Source organism: Tardiphaga alba (assembly GCF_018279705.1).
GTDB lineage: Bacteria > Pseudomonadota > Alphaproteobacteria > Rhizobiales > Xanthobacteraceae > Tardiphaga > Tardiphaga alba.
This window is the reverse complement of record NZ_CP036498.1, coordinates 126,689-143,399: the sequence shown is the minus strand read 5'-3', so window position 1 is coordinate 143,399 and position 16,711 is coordinate 126,689. Positions and strand designations below refer to the sequence as shown.

Below are 16,711 nucleotides of genomic sequence, written 5' to 3'. Positions count from 1 at the left end.
CCGGAGCGAAACCCATCGGCCGGGTTTGCCGCACCGACGGAATGATGGGTTTCGCTGCGCTCTACCCATCCTACGACCGCGAGCCTGGCCTCACCCCAGCGTAAACGCCTCATGGATCGCCGATTGCACGGCGCCACCGGTCACGGCACCGCCGCCGGCCACATAGATCCAGTCGCCGATCACGGTGGCGCCCACCGCATGGCGCGGGGTCAGCATCGGGGTGTGGCTCTGCCAGCTGTCGGTTTTCGGATCGTAGCTCTCCATCTGCCCGAACACCTCTGCCTGGGTGATCTTGCCGTCGCGGACCACCCCGGCCTCGCCGCCCATCGCAAACAGCCGGTCGCGATAGATCACGAGACCATGGCCGGAGCGGGCCACCGGCAGCGGCTTGCGCAGCTCCCAGGTGTCGCGCTCGGGCAGATACACGTGATGCAGGTCGGTATTGTATTCGAAGGTGTTGAAGCGCCCGCCGATGACATGGATGACGCCGCCATAAGCGACGCAGCCGACATGATCGCGCGCGCCGGGCAGCGGCTTTCGTGTCTCCCATTTGTCGGTCTTGGGGTCATAGACCTCGTGCCAGCTCACACTGGCGCGTTCGGCTGCGGGCTCCGATGCGCCGCCGATCAGATGGATCTTGCCGTTCAGCGCCACAGCTGCACCCGCACCACGCGGACGCGGCAGCGGCGCGATGCTGTCCCAGCGATCGGCGGCAACGTCATAAGCGTAAGTGTTGTGATCAGAGCCGCGGTTCTGCTGCATGAAGCCGCCGAGCGCATAGACGCGGCCGTTGTCCGCTGCGACCGAAACGTGATTGGCCCCACGCGGCAGTGGTGCTGCGTTGAACCACTGATCCTTCGCGGCGTCATAGACGTGATGATAGGGCCGGTCCACGCGGCCTTCGCCATAGCCGCCGACGATATGCATGCGATCGGCCCAGGCCGTCGCCCACGCCATTTCGCTGCGCGGCAGCGGCAGTGCTGCACGTGGCTGCCATTTGCCGGGCGGGCCTTTCGGTGCCGGACTATCAGTGACGCGCTGTGCCTCCTGCTCCGGCGTCATGTGATGCGGAACACCGCCTTGCAGCTTTGCGTAGGGCTCGGGAGAGGATGGCGCGGCGGGGAGTGCGGGGTGGTGGCCGGCATGCTGGGCATGTGCCGCAGTCGCGCTCGCGACGGCAGCGGCGGCGCCGAGAACAAAGGAACGGCGATCCATGGTCGTCTCTCCCGCTTGATCGGCCTCCCGCAGGAGCGGGCCGCCTCGTTGACTGAGCGAAGGTTAGGATGGCTCGGCGACGAGGCAAAGCGCCGAAGCGACACCCGTCAGGCGAGGCGCGCATTTTAAAGGTTGATACGGCAAACGCTGCCGGGCGCCGGCAAATAATACCGTAGCGTCGATGGTCTGTCTAAGCGGCCTGGCCGGAAAACGGCGGATTCCCGCGGGATTTGCGCCTCCCTGATGTTGGCCTGCGACTTGCTCGAGGGGGCGACGGGTGATCGTCGCATGATGGTCCCCGTAGCGGTGAAATCTGGCGCGAGAGATAGTGAGCGAGGCCCATGCGTGTCGAAACTGGATCGTCAGTCTACCAGCCCAGGCAAATGTCCGCGGTCACAGAGGCCGCTTTGCCCGTACAGTCTGCAAGCGACGCTTCCGCCGCTGACGGTGCGGCTACCGAGCCATCGGCCAAATTTGGCAAAGCCGATTTCACGGGCATGACAAGGCAACAACTCTTCGACTGGATGAACAATCAGATCCGCAGCGGCGCCATGAGCATGGACGACAGCACGCCGTTTCTCGGCATGACGATGAAGATCGATGCGCGAACCGGCGTTCCCGTGGACATGCAGACGGACAGCGAGCCGGTCAACTTCATGCAGCGCGCTGCCCGCGGCATCGAAGCAGCGCTGTCGCGCGGGGAAAATGATTCCGCCGCGCGACTGAGCGCTGCCTTGAGCATGATGCAGCGCTATCAGGGACAGCTCACATCCGTCGATATGCACGCATAATCGGCGGACGAAGCCGGAGCCTCATCCCTTCTTGTTCTGCCGCTTCTCGACGAGATCATCGACCACCGCCGGATCCGCCAGCGTCGAGGTGTCGCCGAGCGACGACGGCTCATCTTCCGCGATCTTGCGCAGGATGCGCCGCATGATCTTGCCCGAGCGGGTCTTCGGCAGGCCCGGTGCGAACTGGATCAGGTCCGGCGAGGCGATCGGGCCGATATCCTTGCGGACCCAGGCCACCAGCTCCTTGCGCAGCTCTTCCGTCGGCTCGACGCCGTTCATGAGCGTCACATAGGCGTAGATGCCCTGCCCCTTGATGTCGTGGGGATAGCCGACGACGGCGGCTTCCGACACCTTGTCATGCGCCACCAGCGACGACTCCACTTCCGCGGTGCCCATGCGATGGCCCGACACGTTGATCACGTCGTCAACGCGGCCGGTGATCCAGTAATAGCCGTCGGCATCCCGGCGGCAGCCGTCGCCCGTAAAATACTTGTTCTTGTAGGTGGAGAAATAGGTCTGTTCGAAACGCTCGTGATCGCCATAGACCGTGCGCATCTGGCCCGGCCATGACTTTGCGATGCAGAGATTGCCCGAGGTCTCGCCCTCCAGCACCTTGCCATCGGCATCGACGATCTCGGGCACCACGCCGAAGAACGGCCGCGTCGCCGAGCCCGGCTTCAGTTTGGTTGCGCCGGGCAGCGGCGTGATCAGGATGCCGCCGGTTTCGGTCTGCCACCAGGTATCGACGATCGGGCAACGGCCGTCGCCGACGACATGGTAGTACCATTCCCACGCTTCCGGATTGATCGGCTCGCCCACCGAACCCATCAGGCGCAGGCTCGCACGTGAAGTCTTCTTCACCGGTTCGTCGCCGGCCTGCATCAGCGCGCGGATCGCAGTCGGCGCAGTGTAGAAGATGTTGACCTTGTGCTTGTCGATCACCTGCCAGAAGCGCGAATTATCCGGATAGTTCGGCACGCCTTCGAACATCAGCGTAGTCGCGCCGTTGGCGAGCGGCCCGTAGAGGATATAGCTGTGGCCGGTGACCCAGCCCACGTCGGCGGTGCACCAGTAGATGTCGCCCTCGTGATAATCGAACACATATTGATGCGTCATCGACGCAAACAGGAGATAGCCGCCGGTGGTGTGCAGCACGCCCTTCGGCGTGCCGGTGGAGCCTGACGTGTAGAGGATGAACAGCGGATCTTCCGCATTCATCTCCTCGCAAGGGCATTCGTTGGTGACCATCTCGGCGGCTTCGCGGTACCAGAAGTCGCGTGCCGGATCCATATCGACGGCAGCGCCGGTGTGTTTCACCACCACGACCCAGTCCACATTGCCGGCCTTTTCGTTGACCTTGGCCACGGCCGCATCGACATTCTTCTTCAGCGGCACTTTCTTGCCGCCGCGCAGGCCTTCATCGGCGGTGATGATGATCTTGGATTTGCAATCGGTGATGCGCTGCGCCAGCGAGTCTGGCGAGAAACCGGCGAACACCACCGAATGGATCGCGCCGATACGTGCGCAAGCGAGCATCGCATAGGCGGCTTCGGGGATCATCGGCAGATAGATGGTGACGCGGTCGCCTTTGCCGACATTCCGGTTGCGCAACACATTGGCCATCTTGGCCACTTCGTCATGCAGCTCCTGATAGGTGATGTGCTTCGATTGCGACGGATCGTCGCCTTCCCAGATGATCGCGGTCTGGTTGGCGCGTTTCGGCAGATGGCGGTCGATGCAGTTATAGGCGGCGTTGAGCACGCCATCCTCGAACCATTTGATCGAGATATTGCCCGGCGCGTAGGAGGTGTTTTCGATCTTGGTCGGCGCGTGGGTCCAGTCGAGGCGCTTGGCCTGTTCGGCCCAGAAACCGTCGCTGTCGCTGATCGAGCGCGCATACATCTCCTTGTACTTCGCGTCGTCGAGATAGGCCCGCGAGGTCCATTCGCTCGGCACGTCATAAATCTTGTCGGACATCCATCCCTCCAGTCGGTCTCGCAGCCATGAGACCCGCCCCGCGCTGCAGGCCGCGCCTCACTCGATGTTCCAATTATGCGTCGGGGCGGGTGGCCCAAACAAGGTCGCCGCGTCTCACCCTTTCGTCGGTTGCGATACCTGCCCGGCGAACGCGACGCAGGAACGAAAATCCTGTGATTCGCATTATCGCGACGAAGGGTGAGGACGAGAAAGTACCTAAGGCCATGATGGAGCAGCAGAATTTCACAGCGACCCGCGGTGCGACACCGCGTTCGGCCTTGTCGGCGGCCAAGTTGCTTGCCGGTAAGCTGGCCGACCAGCAGCCGAAACTCCGCGGCAAAAGCACGGTCAAAGCCCTGGCGCGTGAACTCGGCCTTACCCTCGGCGATCAGTCGGAATTGACCATCCGCCGCCGCAAGAGCGGCAAGGCTTATTCCTTCATCCGCGAAAACGGCACGCGCATCCGCCATGCCGGCACCATCCGCCGGTTGAACGCCATGGCGGTGCCGCCTGCTTATGTGGATGTGCGCTACGCCGTGGATCCCAACCTGCATCTGCAGGCCGTCGGTCGCGATGCCGCCGGGCGCCTGCAATATCGCTATCACGCCGATTGGGAGAAGGTGCGCGAGCATCGCAAGGCCAACCGGCTGGCGCGGCTCGTGAATGCCCTGCCGAAGATCCGTCGCAGCGTGTCGCACTATCTCGCCGGCGACGAGCCGACGCGCGAATTTGCGCTGGCGGCCGTGATCGAACTGGTTACCCGCACTGCGATCCGTGCCGGCAATGAGAGCTATATGAAGCTTTCCGGCACCCGCGGCGCTACCACATTGATGAAGTCGAATGTGCAGATCGACGGAAAATGCGTCGTGCTGTCCTTCAAGGCCAAGGGCGGCAAGGCCGTGCGCAAGGAATGCGACGCGACCAAACTCGTGCGGGCTATCGGTATCCTGCACGAAGTGAAGGGCCGTCGGCTGTTCCAGTATTACGACAAGGTCGGCCGCATCCATAAAGTGAACACGGCCGCGGTGAACGCCTTTTTGCGCGATATCGCCGGGATCAAGATCTCACTGAAGGATTTTCGCACCTTGATGGCATCGGCCACGGTGGTCGAAACCCTGGCGCATATCGAGCCGGCCGAATCGGTGCGAGGTCGCAAGAAGCAGGTGCTGGAGGCCGTACGGTCCGCTGCGGACGAACTGTCCAACACGCCCACCATCTGCCGCAAAAGCTATGTCCACGACACCATCGTCACCGCGTTTGAAAGTGGCGCACTGGCGCGGATCGCTGCCAAGCAGAGCGGCTACCGTTCGCAATCCAAGCGCGAACAATTGCTGGCGCACGTGGTGGCTGAAGCCGGATAGCCTCCTTTTCGCAAGAGCATAGCGGCTGATCCGATTTCGCATCTTGCAATTTGTGGGCGCTTGGGGCCGTTAGGCGCCCATGCCCGCACCGCAAACGTCCTTTCGCGAACAATACAACACCCTCGTCGCCGCCGGTACCATCGAGGCCGATCCGGCTCAGGCGCAGGCTGTCGAAGCCATCGCTGCGCTCGACGCCAAGCTCGCCACCTACGAGCCGCCGCGCAAAAAGGGTTTCTTCGGCCGCCTGTTCGGCGGCGACAAGGATGCACAGCCGCCAAAGGGGCTCTACGTCCATGGCGAGGTTGGCCGCGGCAAGACCATGCTCATGGACCTGTTCTTCGAGAGCAGCCCGGTCGAACACAAGCGCCGTGCGCATTTCCATGAATTCATGGCCGATACTCACGAGCGCATCTACGATTTCCGCCAGAAAATCGCGAGCGGCGCGATCCCGGATGGCGACGTCATCGCGCTGACCGCCAATTCGATCTTCGAGGAAGCATGGCTGCTGTGCTTCGACGAATTTCACGTCACCGACATCGCCGACGCCATGATCCTCGGCCGCCTGTTTGCGCGCTTGTTCGAGCAGGGCACCGTGGTGTTCGCGACCTCCAATGTCGAGCCGGTCAATCTCTACAAAGGCGGTCTCAACCGCGCGCTGTTCCTGCCCTTCATCAAGCAGATCGAAGACCATATGGAAGTGCGCAAGCTCGACTCGCGCACCGATTTCCGCATGGAAAAACTGGTTGGTGTGAAAAGCTGGCTGGTGCCGGATGATGCTGTGGCCAAGGCTGCGCTCGATGCGGCTTTCACGAAACTCACGGGCGGCGCGCAAGGCAAGTCGCGCGAACTCGCGGTGAAAGGTCGCAAGCTGCATGTGCCGTTCGAGGCGCAGGGCGTCGCGCGTTTCACCTTCAACGATCTCTGCGAGAAGCCGCTCGGAGCAAGCGACTATCTCAGGCTCGCGCATGAATATCATACGCTGTTCATCGAACACGTGCCGGCGATGACCGAAGCCAACCGCAACGCGGCCAAGCGTTTCATTTCGCTGATCGACACGCTCTATGACAACGGCGTAAAGCTGATGGCCACCGCGGCCGCCGAACCGCCGGACCTGTATTCAGCCGATCAGGGCACCGAGAAATTCGAATTCGTCCGTACGGCATCGCGCCTGTTCGAGATGGGTTCCGAGACTTATCTGGCGCTGCCTCACGGGCGCAGCGACTCCACGGCGAGCGGGGCCACGACGGGGCTGGTGGAGACTTAGAACCTCTCCACCCCGTAACCGTCATTGCGAGAAACGTAGGGCGGATGAGGCGAAGCCGTCATCCGCCGCGGAGTTCAACGATAAACTCGGCCGGCGGATGACGCTTCGCTCATCCGCCCTACGGTCCAGAGGCTAGGTATACCAGGCCGCCTCCTTCCCAAATCCGCATCGCTGGTCTCCCGCTCGACAAATGGGCAGGGGTTGACTTGAACGCTTGCGGCGAAAGCGATAACCACCCTGTCGGCATTGACTGCTCCCTCCTCCCACCCCTGCGGGTTCAAAGGATATTTTCTCATGGCGCGTAATAAGATCGCACTGATTGGCTCGGGTCAGATCGGCGGAACGCTGGCTCACCTGGTCGGCCTCAAGGAACTCGGCGACGTGGTGATGTTCGACATCGCCGAAGGCATCCCGCAGGGCAAATCGCTCGATCTCGCCCAGTCGTCGCCGGTCGATGGCTTCGACGCGAAGCTCTCGGGTGCCAATTCCTACGAAGCGATCGAAGGTTCGGACGTCATCATCGTCACCGCCGGCGTGCCGCGTAAGCCGGGCATGAGCCGCGACGATCTGCTCTCGATCAACCTCAAGGTGATGGAGCAGGTGGGCGCAGGCATCAAGAAGTATGCCCCGAACGCGTTCGTGATCTGCATCACCAACCCGCTCGACGCCATGGTCTGGGCGCTGCAGAAGGCCTGCGGCCTTCCCGCGAACAAGGTTGTTGGCATGGCTGGCGTGCTGGACTCGGCGCGCTTCCGCTACTTCCTGGCCGATGAATTCAACGTCTCGGTCGAGGACGTCACCGCTTTCGTGCTCGGCGGTCACGGCGACACCATGGTGCCGCTGGTCAAGTATTCCACCGTTGCCGGCATCCCGCTGCCCGACCTCGTGAAGATGGGCTGGACCTCGCAGGCCCGCATCGACGAAATCGTCGACCGCACCCGCAATGGCGGCGCCGAGATCGTCAACCTGCTCAAGACCGGTTCGGCCTTCTACGCCCCGGCCGCTTCCGCCATCGCAATGGCCGAGAGCTATCTCAAGGACAAGAAGCGCGTGCTGCCCTGCGCCGTTCACCTCAACGGTGAATATGGCGTCAAGGACATGTATGTCGGCGTGCCCGTTGTGATCGGCGCCAAGGGCGTCGAGCGCGTCGTCGAGATCGAACTCGCCGGCAAGGACAAGGAAGGCTTCGACAAATCGGTCGCTTCGGTGGTCGGCCTGATGGACGCCTGCAAGAAGATCGCGCCCGACCTGCTCGGCTAAAACTTGGATGACATGAACCGGCACCCCTGGGGTGCCGGTTTTGCATTTGACGTGGTTGGCCATCCCTGCGACGAACCCACCCGGCCAACTTCGTCCGTCACACGGAATTACCGCCACTCTTTGACATGTCGTATGCGTGGTATACGGTATGCCAATTCAGAGAAAACGGCGTGAATTCCAATTTCACCATCGGGGGTTCGGGAGCATCTTATGAATATCCATGAATATCAGGCGAAAGCCGTCTTGAAGGAGTTCGGCGTGCCCGTCTCTAAAGGCGTGCCCGTGCTCAAGGCTGAAGAAGCCGAAGCCGCAGCGAACCAGCTCGGCGGCCCGCTCTGGGTCGTGAAGAGCCAGATCCATGCCGGCGGTCGCGGCAAGGGCAAGTTCAAGGAAGCCTCGGCCGGTGACAAGGGCGGCGTCCGCCTCGCCAAGTCCGTCGATGAGGTCAAGCAGTTCGCCAAGGAAATGCTCGGCGCGACCCTGGTCACCGTGCAGACCGGCGACGCCGGCAAGCAGGTCAACCGCCTCTATATCGAAGACGGTTCGGACATCGAGAAGGAGTTCTACCTCTCGCTGCTCGTCGATCGCGAAACCTCGCGCGTTGCTTTCGTCGTCTCGACCGAAGGCGGCATGAGCATCGAGGACGTCGCCCACGACACCCCTGAGAAGATCATCACCTTCTCGGTGGATCCGGCGACCGGCGTGATGCCGCATCACGGCCGCACCGTGGCACAGACGCTCGGCCTCACCGGCGATCTGGCCAAGCAGGCCGGCAAGCTGGTCGAGCAGCTCTACACGGCGTTCATCGCCAAGGACATGGACATGCTGGAGATCAATCCGTTGATCGTCTCCAAGCAGGGCCAGCTCAAGTGCCTCGACGCCAAGATGTCGTTCGACTCCAACTCGCTGTATCGCCACGCCGACATCGTCGCGCTGCGCGACACCACGGAAGAGGACGCGAAGGAAATCGAGGCATCGAAGTATGACCTCGCTTACATCGCGCTCGACGGCACCATCGGCTGCATGGTCAATGGCGCCGGCCTCGCAATGGCCACGCTCGACATCATCAAGCTGTACGGCGAAAGCCCGGCCAACTTCCTCGACGTCGGTGGCGGCGCTTCGGAAGAGAAGGTGACTGCTGCGTTCAAGATCATCACGGCTGATCCGAACGTGAAGGGCATCCTGGTCAACATCTTCGGCGGCATCATGAAGTGCGACGTCATCGCCGCCGGCGTTGTCGGCGCGGTGAAGGCTGTCGGCCTCAAGGTGCCACTGGTTGTTCGCCTCGAAGGCACCAATGTCGAGGAAGGCAAGAAGATCATCCGCGAGTCCGGCCTCAATGTTCTGCCGGCCGACGATCTCGACGACGCCGCCCAGAAGATCGTCAATGCGGTGAAGGGAAAGTAAGCTCATGTCAGTCTTGATCGACAAAAACACCAAGGTCATCACCCAGGGCTTCACCGGCAAGAACGGCACCTTCCATTCCGAACAGGCGATCGCCTACGGGACCAAGGTCGTCGGCGGCACCTCGCCGGGCAAGGGTGGCTCGACCCATATCGGCCTGCCCGTGTTCGACACAGTGGCGGAAGCACGCGACAAGACCGGCGCCGATGCGTCGGTGATCTATGTGCCGCCGCCGGGCGCAGCCGACGCGATCTGCGAAGCCATCGATGCGGAAATCCCGTTGATCGTCTGCATCACCGAAGGCATTCCGGTGCTCGACATGGTGCGCGTGAAGCGTTCGCTGATCGGCTCCAAGTCGCGCCTGATCGGGCCGAACTGCCCGGGCGTCGTCACCGCCGGTGAATCGAAGATCGGCATCATGCCGGCCAATATCTTCAAGCCCGGCAAGGTCGGCATCCTGTCGCGCTCCGGCACGCTGACCTATGAAGCTGTGTTCCAGACCACCCAGGCCGGCCTCGGCCAGACCTCGGCGGTGGGCATCGGCGGCGATCCGGTCAAGGGCACCGAGTTCATCGACATCCTCGAGCTCTTTTTGGCCGACGACAAGACCGAGTCGATCATCATGATCGGTGAAATCGGTGGTTCGGCGGAAGAAGACGCGGCGCAGTTCATCAAGGACGAAGCCAAGCGCGGCCGCAAGAAGCCGATGGTCGGCTTCATCGGCGGCGTCACCGCACCTCCCGGCCGCCGTATGGGCCATGCCGGCGCCATCGTGTCGGGCGGCAAGGGCGATGCCCAGTCGAAGATCGCAGCGATGGAAGCCGCCGGCATCCGCGTCTCGCCATCGCCGGCCCGCCTCGGCACCACGCTGGTGGACGTGCTCGCGGGCAAGTAAGCCGCGGGTGACGGAGTGAATGCAAAAGGCCCGCTCGGAAGAGCGGGCCTTTTGTTTTAGCGCAGGCTCGTAATTCCGAGTTGCGTGAACCACATCCCCGCGAGCAAGCCGAGCAGCGACAATACGACGGATGCGGCGACGTAAACCACGGCGAGCTCCGCATTGCCGCGCTCGACCAGCAGCACAGTATCCAGTGAGAACGTCGAGAATGTCGTGAAGCCGCCGATGATGCCGGTGGTGAGGAACAGCCGCAGCTCCTGCGAGGCGCTGCCGTGCAAAGCCCACCAGCCGACCACCATGCCCATCAGAGTGGAGCCGAAGACATTGATCGCGAGAATGCCCCACGGAAATGACGTGCCGGTCAGGCTCGTGACAAACACATTGCAGAGATGACGCAGCGCGCCGCCGATGCCTGATCCGATCAAGACGATGATGATGTTGCGCATGATCACTCACCCCGTCCACTGGCGTTGAGGCGCGCGACGACCCGATCGAATGTCTTGTCCATGGCGACCGTGGAACTGCCAAGCCACGGGAAGTGTCCGTAACGGAACGACAACTGCTGCGACGCCTCCGTTGTGCTGCGTCCGGCAATGACAAGCTGGTAGAGCGCGGCCGTGAGCCCCGTCCGATCGGCCCCTGCCTCGCAATGAATGAGGATCGGTCGAGCCGCTGTGCGAAGATGCGTCGTCAACTGAACGATCTGATCGTCGGTCAGCTCGCGGCCCGACGATATTGGAAAGTCGATATGCACGACGCCCGTCGCAGTACTTGCTTTGATTTCATCATCATACCAGGACCGACCCGGATTGCTGCCGCGCAGATTCACGATGGTGCGAATGCTATTGACACGAATGCGGTAGACGAACTGATCACCGCTCAATTGCCCGGAGCGATAGGCCACTCCGTTCTCGATTGGATGGAAATTACCGGTCAGCCGGAGATAGCCAGCCCAGCTCCCAGCCAGCAGGGCAGCGATCGCGACAGATTGACCAAGGCCCTTCAGCCACGGCAACGCCAAACGCCACGAATGTGAAAATGGATTGGATCTGCGCACGACTCTACTCCTTCGCCGCGATGGCGAGTTGAGTAGGAGTCATCAGCTTCTCTCGGAAGCGGTTCGGCCAGGATGGCCCGGCAGAATCCATTGCCGTGCGATCTCCCATAGCGGTCGATCGATAGCGGTGTCAATCAACGGACACGGTGAAAGCCCATGCGTAAGAACGAGTCTATGGCATAGCCCGGATGGCGCTGCGCTCCATCCGGGCTAAGCGATCCTCACTTCTCACTATCCGTATTGAACACCTCGCCTTCAGGCACCCAGGTCTTGCCGTCGAATTTCGCGACCTGCATCTGCGTATAGGGCGCGTAACGGTCCGGGCGCGTGGAGATCGAGATGCCGGGTAGCAGCAGCGGGGCAACGACCTTGTTGAGATTGGTTGCCTGTTTCAGCAGGTTCTCGCGGGTCAGGTCGTCGCCGCACATCTCGATGATCTTCACGGTCATGTATGCCGAGATATAGCCGGTGACATTGCTGCCATCGGCGATATCGCCGCGCGGATACCATTTGGCGATGAATTCCTTGAACTCCTTCATGTCCGGCGCGCCATCCCAGGTCGGATCGGTCGGCCCCTTGAAGGCAAGTGCGGTCAACACGCCGGTCGAGGCCTCGTTGCCCGCCGGCTCCATCACGCCCTTGATGGAGGACGACACGCTGACCACGAAATTCAGCGGCTTCCAGCCGAGTTCGTGCACCTTGCGGATCGCCTGCGCGCCGAATTTTGGCGTCGCCATCGTGAACAGCGTATCGGCGCCGGATGCCTTCAACGCAACGATCTGCGAATCCACTGTCGGCTCGGAGACCTCATAGGTGACTTCCTTGACGATCATGGTCTTGGCTTTCTCGCCGAGACCATCCTTCAGGCCTTTCACATAATCCTTGCCGGCATCGTCATTCTGCGAAAACACGCCGAGCTTGGCGTTCGGTTTGTTCTTCAGCAGATACTTTGCGAAGATCATGCCCTCCATCTGGTAGGGCGGATAGAGTGCCGTGGTCCATGGGAAGTTCTTTGGATCGTCCCACTTCGCGGCTCCCGTCGAGATGAAGAGCTGCGGCACCTTCTTCTGGTTGAGATATTTCTGGATCGCCGAATTGGTCGGCGTGCCGATGGTGCCGATGATCGCCAGCACTTCATCCTGCTCGACCAGTCGCCGCGTCTGCTCCACCGTCTTGGGCGGCGAATAGGCGTCGTCCAGCGAGATCGTCTTGATCTTGCGTCCGTTGACGCCGCCTTTGGCGTTGATCATTTCGTAATAGGCTTCTTCGATCCGCCCCTGGGTGCCATAGGCCGAAGCCGGGCCGCTATAGGGCATGGTCTGACCGATCTTCACTTCCGTATCGGTCACGCCCGGCTCGTATTTCTTCTGGGCGGTGGCGGGATGAGTGGCGACCAGCATGAATGCGCCGGCTGCCGCGAGAGCAACACGTATCGTCATGGCGTATCTCCCCTTTTATTTTGGCCGCACTCTGTGTTGCGTGCCGTTGTCGAACTGTCAGATCGCTTGCAAATCCTCTCTGTTGGTCGTGCGGCTGCGCCGTGCCGAGGCTGCGCCGCGTTTGCGGCGCGCCATCGCATCCTGCGTGCCTTTTGACGGCTTCGGCTTCAGCATGCCCTCGATGGTGTCGATGAAATTCTGCATCGTCGCCTCCGCGCTCCAGACGCGATGCGACGCGCCGCCTTCCAGCGCTGCCTCGCGCGACGACATCGCGGCGCGCAGATAAAGCGACATCAGCATCAGCCGCTGATTGACGAGATCGGGGTCGATCTCCTTCAGAAATTCGCGGATATGGACGAGCGCGCGGTCATAGCCCGACGCCCATTTGCCCTCCAGCGCATCCATGAACATCTGCCGATGGCTCATCTGCAGCATGGTGATGAAGCGGATATAGGTGTCTTCTTTCGGCGGCTGGCTGCCGTCGCCAGCGAGATCGGTGGATGGCCAGACCAGGCATCCGATGATCTCACGCAAGTTGCGCGGCCCGCCGCGGGCCTCGATCGCATCGAGCATCGCATTGCGTCGGTCATCGATCAGCTTGGCGCCATCGGCAACCAGTTCGCGCGCGAGTTCATCCTTGCTGCCGAAATAATAATGCAGCGAGCCGGAATTGCGCTGGCCGGCAGCGAGCACGATGTCGCGCACGCTGACGCCGTCATAGCCGCGATGCGCGAACAGGCGCCGCGCCGCGATCTTCAGCAAATCCCTGGTGCTCACATCCGCCATATTGACAACGCTGTCACAGGGTTCAAATTAGGTCAATTGCTTTAAGCGAGCGACCTAATCTCGCAGTGCACAAGGGAGAACGCCATGAACGAGCTGGATTTCAGCGGCAAGACCGTCCTCGTGGTCGGAGGATCGAGCGGCATCGGCAACGGCGTCGCCCATGGATTCCGCGAGAAAGGCGCCGAGGTCCATGTCTATGGCACGCGTGCGACGGCGGCGGATTACAAAGGCGAGGAAGGCTCCGATCTCACCGGCCTGCATTATGCCAAGCTGGATGTCAGCAACGCAGCCGAGATCGAGGCGATCGAGCCGGCCTTCAGCAAGCTCGACGTGTTGGTGCTGGCGCAAGGCACTGTGCTCTACAAGCGCGGCGAATTCGCCATGGACGGGTTTCGCAAGGTGATGGAAGTCAATCTGATGAGCCTGATGGCTTGCGGTGCAAAATTTCATCCGATGCTGAAGGCGAGCAGCGGCAGTTTCATCATCGTCTCATCCACCGCAGCCTTCCACGCCACCAAGGGCAACCCTTCATACAATGCGTCCAAGACCGGCGCTGTCGGTCTGGTTCGGACGCTGGGCGTGGCCTGGGCGGAAGACGGCATTCGCGTCAACGGCATCGCGCCGGGCCTCGTCGATACCAAGCTCACCAAGGTGACGACCAAGAATCCCAAGCGGCTGGAAGGCGCGCTCGAACGCATTCCCGTGAAGCGATTGGGCACTCCGGCCGACATGGCCGGCGCGGCGCTGTTCCTGGCATCGCCGCTGTCGTCCTACATCGTCGGCCAGAGCCTGATCGTCGATGGCGGCCTGATCCTTTAACCCCACAAGAAGCGAGAACCGCCATGGCCTGGGATTTCGAAACCGATCCGGACTATCAGAAGCAGCTCGACTGGGTTGCCGCGTTCATCGAGACGGAGGTGATGCCGCTCGATCATCTGCTCGGCAGTCCCTATGACACGCAGGATGAAGCCCGCAACAAAGCGGTGCGTCCGCTGCAAGCCAAGGTGAAAGCGCAGAAACTGTGGGGCTGCCATCTCGGCCCCGAGCTCGGCGGTCAGGGCTACGGGCAGGTCAAGCTGGCTCTGCTCAACGAGATCATCGGCCGCTCCGCCTATGGGCCGACCGTATTCGGCTGCCAGGCGCCGGATTCCGGCAATGCCGAGATTCTTGCGCATTACGGCACCGCTGCGCAGAAGACGCAGTATCTTCAGCCACTGCTCAACAACGAGATCGTGTCCTGCTTCGCCATGACGGAGCCGCAAGGCGGCGCCGATCCCGGCGTTTTCACGACACGCGCCACCCGCACCACAACCGGCTGGCGCATCGACGGCGAGAAATGGTTCGCCTCCAATGCCCGCTTCGCGGCCTTCTTCATCGTGATGGTGGTGACCAATCCGGAAGCGCCGCTGGCGTCGCGCTGCTCGATGTTCATCGTGCCGGCGGGAGCGCCGGGTCTCTCCATCGTCCGCAATGCCGGCTATGGCGATCACATCGACTCCCACGCCTATCTGCGTTTCGAGAACGTCGAAGTGCCCGAAGATGCCATGCTCGGCAGCGAGGGTGGCGGCTTTCTCGTCTCGCAGGTGCGGCTCGGTGGCGGCCGCATCCATCATGCCATGCGCACCATCGCGTCGGCGCGCACCGCCTTCGATGCCATGTGCCAGCGCGTGCTGTCACGGCGCACCAAAGGCGAGGTGCTGGCCGAGAAGCAGACCGTGCAGGAGAAGATCGCCGATTCCTGGATCGAATTGGAACAGTTCCGCCTGCTGGTGCTGCGCACGGCATGGCTGATCGACAAGCATCAGGACTACAAGAAAGTGCTGAAGGATATCGCCGCGGTGAAGGCGGCGATGCCCATGGTGCTGCACAATATCGCCGGCCGCGCGCTGCACTTGCACGGCTCCATCGGGCTTTCACGCGAGATGCCGTTCGCGCAGCAGGTGATCGATTCCTATTTCCTTGGCCTCGCGGATGGTCCCACCGAGGTGCACAAGGTCACCGTCGCCAAGCAAGTGCTGCGCGCGTACATGCCGACCAACGCTCTGTTCCCGGCGTATCACCTGCCGCAGGTGCGCGAGCGGGCGCGCGAGCACTATCCCGACATCGTGCCGCGCGACGCGCATTGAGGGCGATGTCATGAGCGAGGAAGCCTGGCAGCAACTCGTCGATCTCGATGCGCTCCGCGGCTGGATGGATGCGCAAGAGCTCGGGCGCGGCGCGCTTGAAGCCGTGACACCGCTGGCTGGTGGAACGCAGAATGTGCTGCTGCGCTTCGCGCGTGACGGTCGCTCTTATGTGCTGCGCCGCTCGCCGGCGCATCCGCGCGGCGATGGCAATGCCACCAACCGGCGCGAGGCGCGCGTGCTCGGTGTGTTGGCATCGACCGAGGTGCCGCATCCGCGCCTGATCGCCGCCTGCAGCGACACCGACGTGATCGGTGCGGCGTTTTATCTGATGGAGCCCATCGACGGCTTCAATGCCACCGTCGCATTGCCGTCATTGCATGCCGGCGACGCCGCGATCCGTCGCCGCATGGGTTTTGCGCTGGTGGATGGTGCTCTAGCTCTATCGCGTGTCGATCACGCCGCAGCGGGTCTCGCGGATTTCGGCAAGAGCGACGGCTTTCTCGAACGCCAGGTGCCGCGCTGGCGCGCGCTGCTGGAGAGCTATCACGATTACAAGGAATGGCCGGGTCCATCCGCGATCCCGGGCATCGATGCCGTCGCGGACTGGCTGACCACACATCGCCCGAAGCAATTCGCGCCCGGCATTCTGCATGGCGACTATCACCTCGCTAATGTGATGTTTCGCCCAGACAGAGCCGAGCTCGCGGCCATCGTCGACTGGGAGCTGTGCACCATCGGCGATCCCCTGCTCGACATGGGCTGGATCATGGCGACATGGCCGGACGAGCAGGGACACACGACGTCCGAGATCGGTATCAAGCCGTGGGATGGTTTTGCGCGGATCAACGAATTGATGGCGCATTACGCGGCGAACTCGCCGCGCGATTGCACGCAGCTGCAATGGTACGGCGTACTCGGCTGCTACAAGCTCGGCCTGATCCTCGAAGGCACCTATGCCCGTGCATGTGCAGGACTTGCCGCGCCGGCGACGGGCGATCGGCTGCATCGGTCATGCATCAAACTGTTCCAGCGCGCGCTGGGATGGCTGGAGCGCGGGAAGGTGGGTGGATGACACTCCATCTGTCATCACCCGCGAAAGCGGGTGATCCAGTAAACACAGATCAGCATAACTAAAC

General features: G+C 62.1%; 15 protein-coding genes and 1 riboswitch. Of the genes, 9 read left to right on the top strand and 6 right to left on the bottom strand.

Annotated features, from left to right (window positions below; all coding sequences use genetic code 11):
- Positions 1–90 precede the first annotated feature (90 nt).
- Positions 91–1,215 carry a Kelch repeat-containing protein gene (locus RPMA_RS00675; RefSeq protein ID WP_211911031.1) on the bottom strand — a complete coding sequence of 375 codons (1,125 nt, stop codon included), beginning with the start codon at positions 1,213–1,215 and terminating at the stop codon, positions 91–93.
- Positions 1,216–1,712: 497 nt separating this feature from the next.
- On the opposite strand from RPMA_RS00675, the gene RPMA_RS00670 reads away from it, so the two are divergent.
- Positions 1,713–2,006 (top strand): hypothetical protein, encoded by a 294-nt coding sequence (locus RPMA_RS00670; RefSeq protein ID WP_211911030.1) that lies wholly within the window; start codon positions 1,713–1,715, stop codon positions 2,004–2,006.
- 21 nt (positions 2,007–2,027) lie between these two features.
- Here the strand turns inward: RPMA_RS00670 and acs are convergent, their stop codons facing one another.
- On the bottom strand, positions 2,028–3,983 hold the full coding sequence (acs, locus tag RPMA_RS00665) for an acetate--CoA ligase (RefSeq protein ID WP_211911029.1): 1,956 nt from the start codon (positions 3,981–3,983) through the stop codon (positions 2,028–2,030).
- A gap of 224 nt (positions 3,984–4,207) precedes the next feature.
- Here acs and RPMA_RS00660 point away from each other — a divergent pair, with 224 nt between their 5' ends.
- From RPMA_RS00660 to sucD, 5 genes are all read left to right on the top strand, one after another.
- Positions 4,208–5,344 carry a DNA topoisomerase IB gene (locus RPMA_RS00660; protein WP_211913367.1) on the top strand — a complete coding sequence of 379 codons (1,137 nt, stop codon included), beginning with the start codon at positions 4,208–4,210 and terminating at the stop codon, positions 5,342–5,344.
- A gap of 79 nt (positions 5,345–5,423) precedes the next feature.
- Entirely contained in the window at positions 5,424–6,608 is a 1,185-nt protein-coding gene (zapE, locus tag RPMA_RS00655; protein WP_211911028.1) for a cell division protein ZapE, read from the top strand.
- 294 nt (positions 6,609–6,902) lie between these two features.
- On the top strand, positions 6,903–7,868 hold the full coding sequence (gene mdh, locus RPMA_RS00650) for a malate dehydrogenase (protein ID WP_211911027.1): 966 nt from the start codon (positions 6,903–6,905) through the stop codon (positions 7,866–7,868).
- Between the two features lie 210 nt (positions 7,869–8,078).
- The gene (sucC, locus tag RPMA_RS00645; RefSeq protein WP_211911026.1) at positions 8,079–9,275 is read left to right on the top strand and encodes an ADP-forming succinate--CoA ligase subunit beta; all 1,197 of its coding nucleotides are present in this window, start codon (positions 8,079–8,081) and stop codon (positions 9,273–9,275) included.
- Between the two features lie 4 nt (positions 9,276–9,279).
- The gene (sucD, locus tag RPMA_RS00640; RefSeq protein WP_211911025.1) at positions 9,280–10,167 is read left to right on the top strand and encodes a succinate--CoA ligase subunit alpha; all 888 of its coding nucleotides are present in this window, start codon (positions 9,280–9,282) and stop codon (positions 10,165–10,167) included.
- A 56-nt stretch (positions 10,168–10,223) separates the two neighbouring features.
- On the opposite strand, the gene crcB is transcribed toward sucD, so the two are convergent.
- From crcB to RPMA_RS00620, 4 genes are all read right to left on the bottom strand, one after another.
- Positions 10,224–10,613 carry a fluoride efflux transporter CrcB gene (gene crcB, locus RPMA_RS00635; RefSeq protein WP_211911024.1) on the bottom strand — a complete coding sequence of 130 codons (390 nt, stop codon included), beginning with the start codon at positions 10,611–10,613 and terminating at the stop codon, positions 10,224–10,226.
- Positions 10,614–10,615: 2 nt separating this feature from the next.
- Positions 10,616–11,224, bottom strand: a complete 609-nt coding sequence (locus RPMA_RS00630) for a tyrosine-protein phosphatase (RefSeq protein ID WP_249225499.1) — start codon at positions 11,222–11,224, stop codon at positions 10,616–10,618.
- Between the two features lie 26 nt (positions 11,225–11,250).
- Positions 11,251–11,328, bottom strand: a riboswitch (Fluoride riboswitch).
- A gap of 117 nt (positions 11,329–11,445) precedes the next feature.
- Positions 11,446–12,663, bottom strand: coding sequence for an ABC transporter substrate-binding protein (locus tag RPMA_RS00625; RefSeq protein WP_211911023.1), 1,218 nt, complete (start codon positions 12,661–12,663; stop codon positions 11,446–11,448).
- 57 nt (positions 12,664–12,720) lie between these two features.
- The gene (locus RPMA_RS00620) at positions 12,721–13,440 is read right to left on the bottom strand and encodes a helix-turn-helix domain-containing protein (RefSeq protein ID WP_211911022.1); all 720 of its coding nucleotides are present in this window, start codon (positions 13,438–13,440) and stop codon (positions 12,721–12,723) included.
- A gap of 93 nt (positions 13,441–13,533) precedes the next feature.
- On the opposite strand from RPMA_RS00620, the gene RPMA_RS00615 reads away from it, so the two are divergent.
- The 3 genes from RPMA_RS00615 to RPMA_RS00605 are packed head-to-tail and all read left to right on the top strand — an operon-like array spanning position 13,534 to position 16,647.
- Positions 13,534–14,268: an SDR family NAD(P)-dependent oxidoreductase gene (locus RPMA_RS00615; protein ID WP_211911021.1), complete on the top strand. Its 735-nt coding sequence runs from the start codon at positions 13,534–13,536 to the stop codon at positions 14,266–14,268.
- 23 nt (positions 14,269–14,291) lie between these two features.
- Positions 14,292–15,575: an acyl-CoA dehydrogenase family protein gene (locus tag RPMA_RS00610; RefSeq protein WP_211911020.1), complete on the top strand. Its 1,284-nt coding sequence runs from the start codon at positions 14,292–14,294 to the stop codon at positions 15,573–15,575.
- 10 nt (positions 15,576–15,585) lie between these two features.
- Positions 15,586–16,647: a phosphotransferase family protein gene (locus RPMA_RS00605; protein WP_211911019.1), complete on the top strand. Its 1,062-nt coding sequence runs from the start codon at positions 15,586–15,588 to the stop codon at positions 16,645–16,647.
- Positions 16,648–16,711 lie beyond the last annotated feature (64 nt).

What these genes read in the sequence shown, in the direction of transcription:
- crcB (WP_211911024.1), bottom strand. Translation starts at nt 10,613, where the DNA reads ATGCGCAACATCATCATCGTCTTGATCGGATCAGGCATCGGCGGCGCG.
- mdh (WP_211911027.1), top strand. Translation starts at nt 6,903, where the DNA reads ATGGCGCGTAATAAGATCGCACTGATTGGCTCGGGTCAGATCGGCGGA.
- RPMA_RS00625 (WP_211911023.1), bottom strand. Translation starts at nt 12,663, where the DNA reads ATGACGATACGTGTTGCTCTCGCGGCAGCCGGCGCATTCATGCTGGTC.
- acs (WP_211911029.1), bottom strand. Translation starts at nt 3,983, where the DNA reads ATGTCCGACAAGATTTATGACGTGCCGAGCGAATGGACCTCGCGGGCC.
- RPMA_RS00660 (WP_211913367.1), top strand. Translation starts at nt 4,208, where the DNA reads ATGATGGAGCAGCAGAATTTCACAGCGACCCGCGGTGCGACACCGCGT.
- RPMA_RS00605 (WP_211911019.1), top strand. Translation starts at nt 15,586, where the DNA reads ATGAGCGAGGAAGCCTGGCAGCAACTCGTCGATCTCGATGCGCTCCGC.
- RPMA_RS00675 (WP_211911031.1), bottom strand. Translation starts at nt 1,215, where the DNA reads ATGGATCGCCGTTCCTTTGTTCTCGGCGCCGCCGCTGCCGTCGCGAGC.
- RPMA_RS00610 (WP_211911020.1), top strand. Translation starts at nt 14,292, where the DNA reads ATGGCCTGGGATTTCGAAACCGATCCGGACTATCAGAAGCAGCTCGAC.
- RPMA_RS00670 (WP_211911030.1), top strand. Translation starts at nt 1,713, where the DNA reads ATGACAAGGCAACAACTCTTCGACTGGATGAACAATCAGATCCGCAGC.
- RPMA_RS00615 (WP_211911021.1), top strand. Translation starts at nt 13,534, where the DNA reads ATGAACGAGCTGGATTTCAGCGGCAAGACCGTCCTCGTGGTCGGAGGA.
- zapE (WP_211911028.1), top strand. Translation starts at nt 5,424, where the DNA reads ATGCCCGCACCGCAAACGTCCTTTCGCGAACAATACAACACCCTCGTC.
- sucD (WP_211911025.1), top strand. Translation starts at nt 9,280, where the DNA reads ATGTCAGTCTTGATCGACAAAAACACCAAGGTCATCACCCAGGGCTTC.
- sucC (WP_211911026.1), top strand. Translation starts at nt 8,079, where the DNA reads ATGAATATCCATGAATATCAGGCGAAAGCCGTCTTGAAGGAGTTCGGC.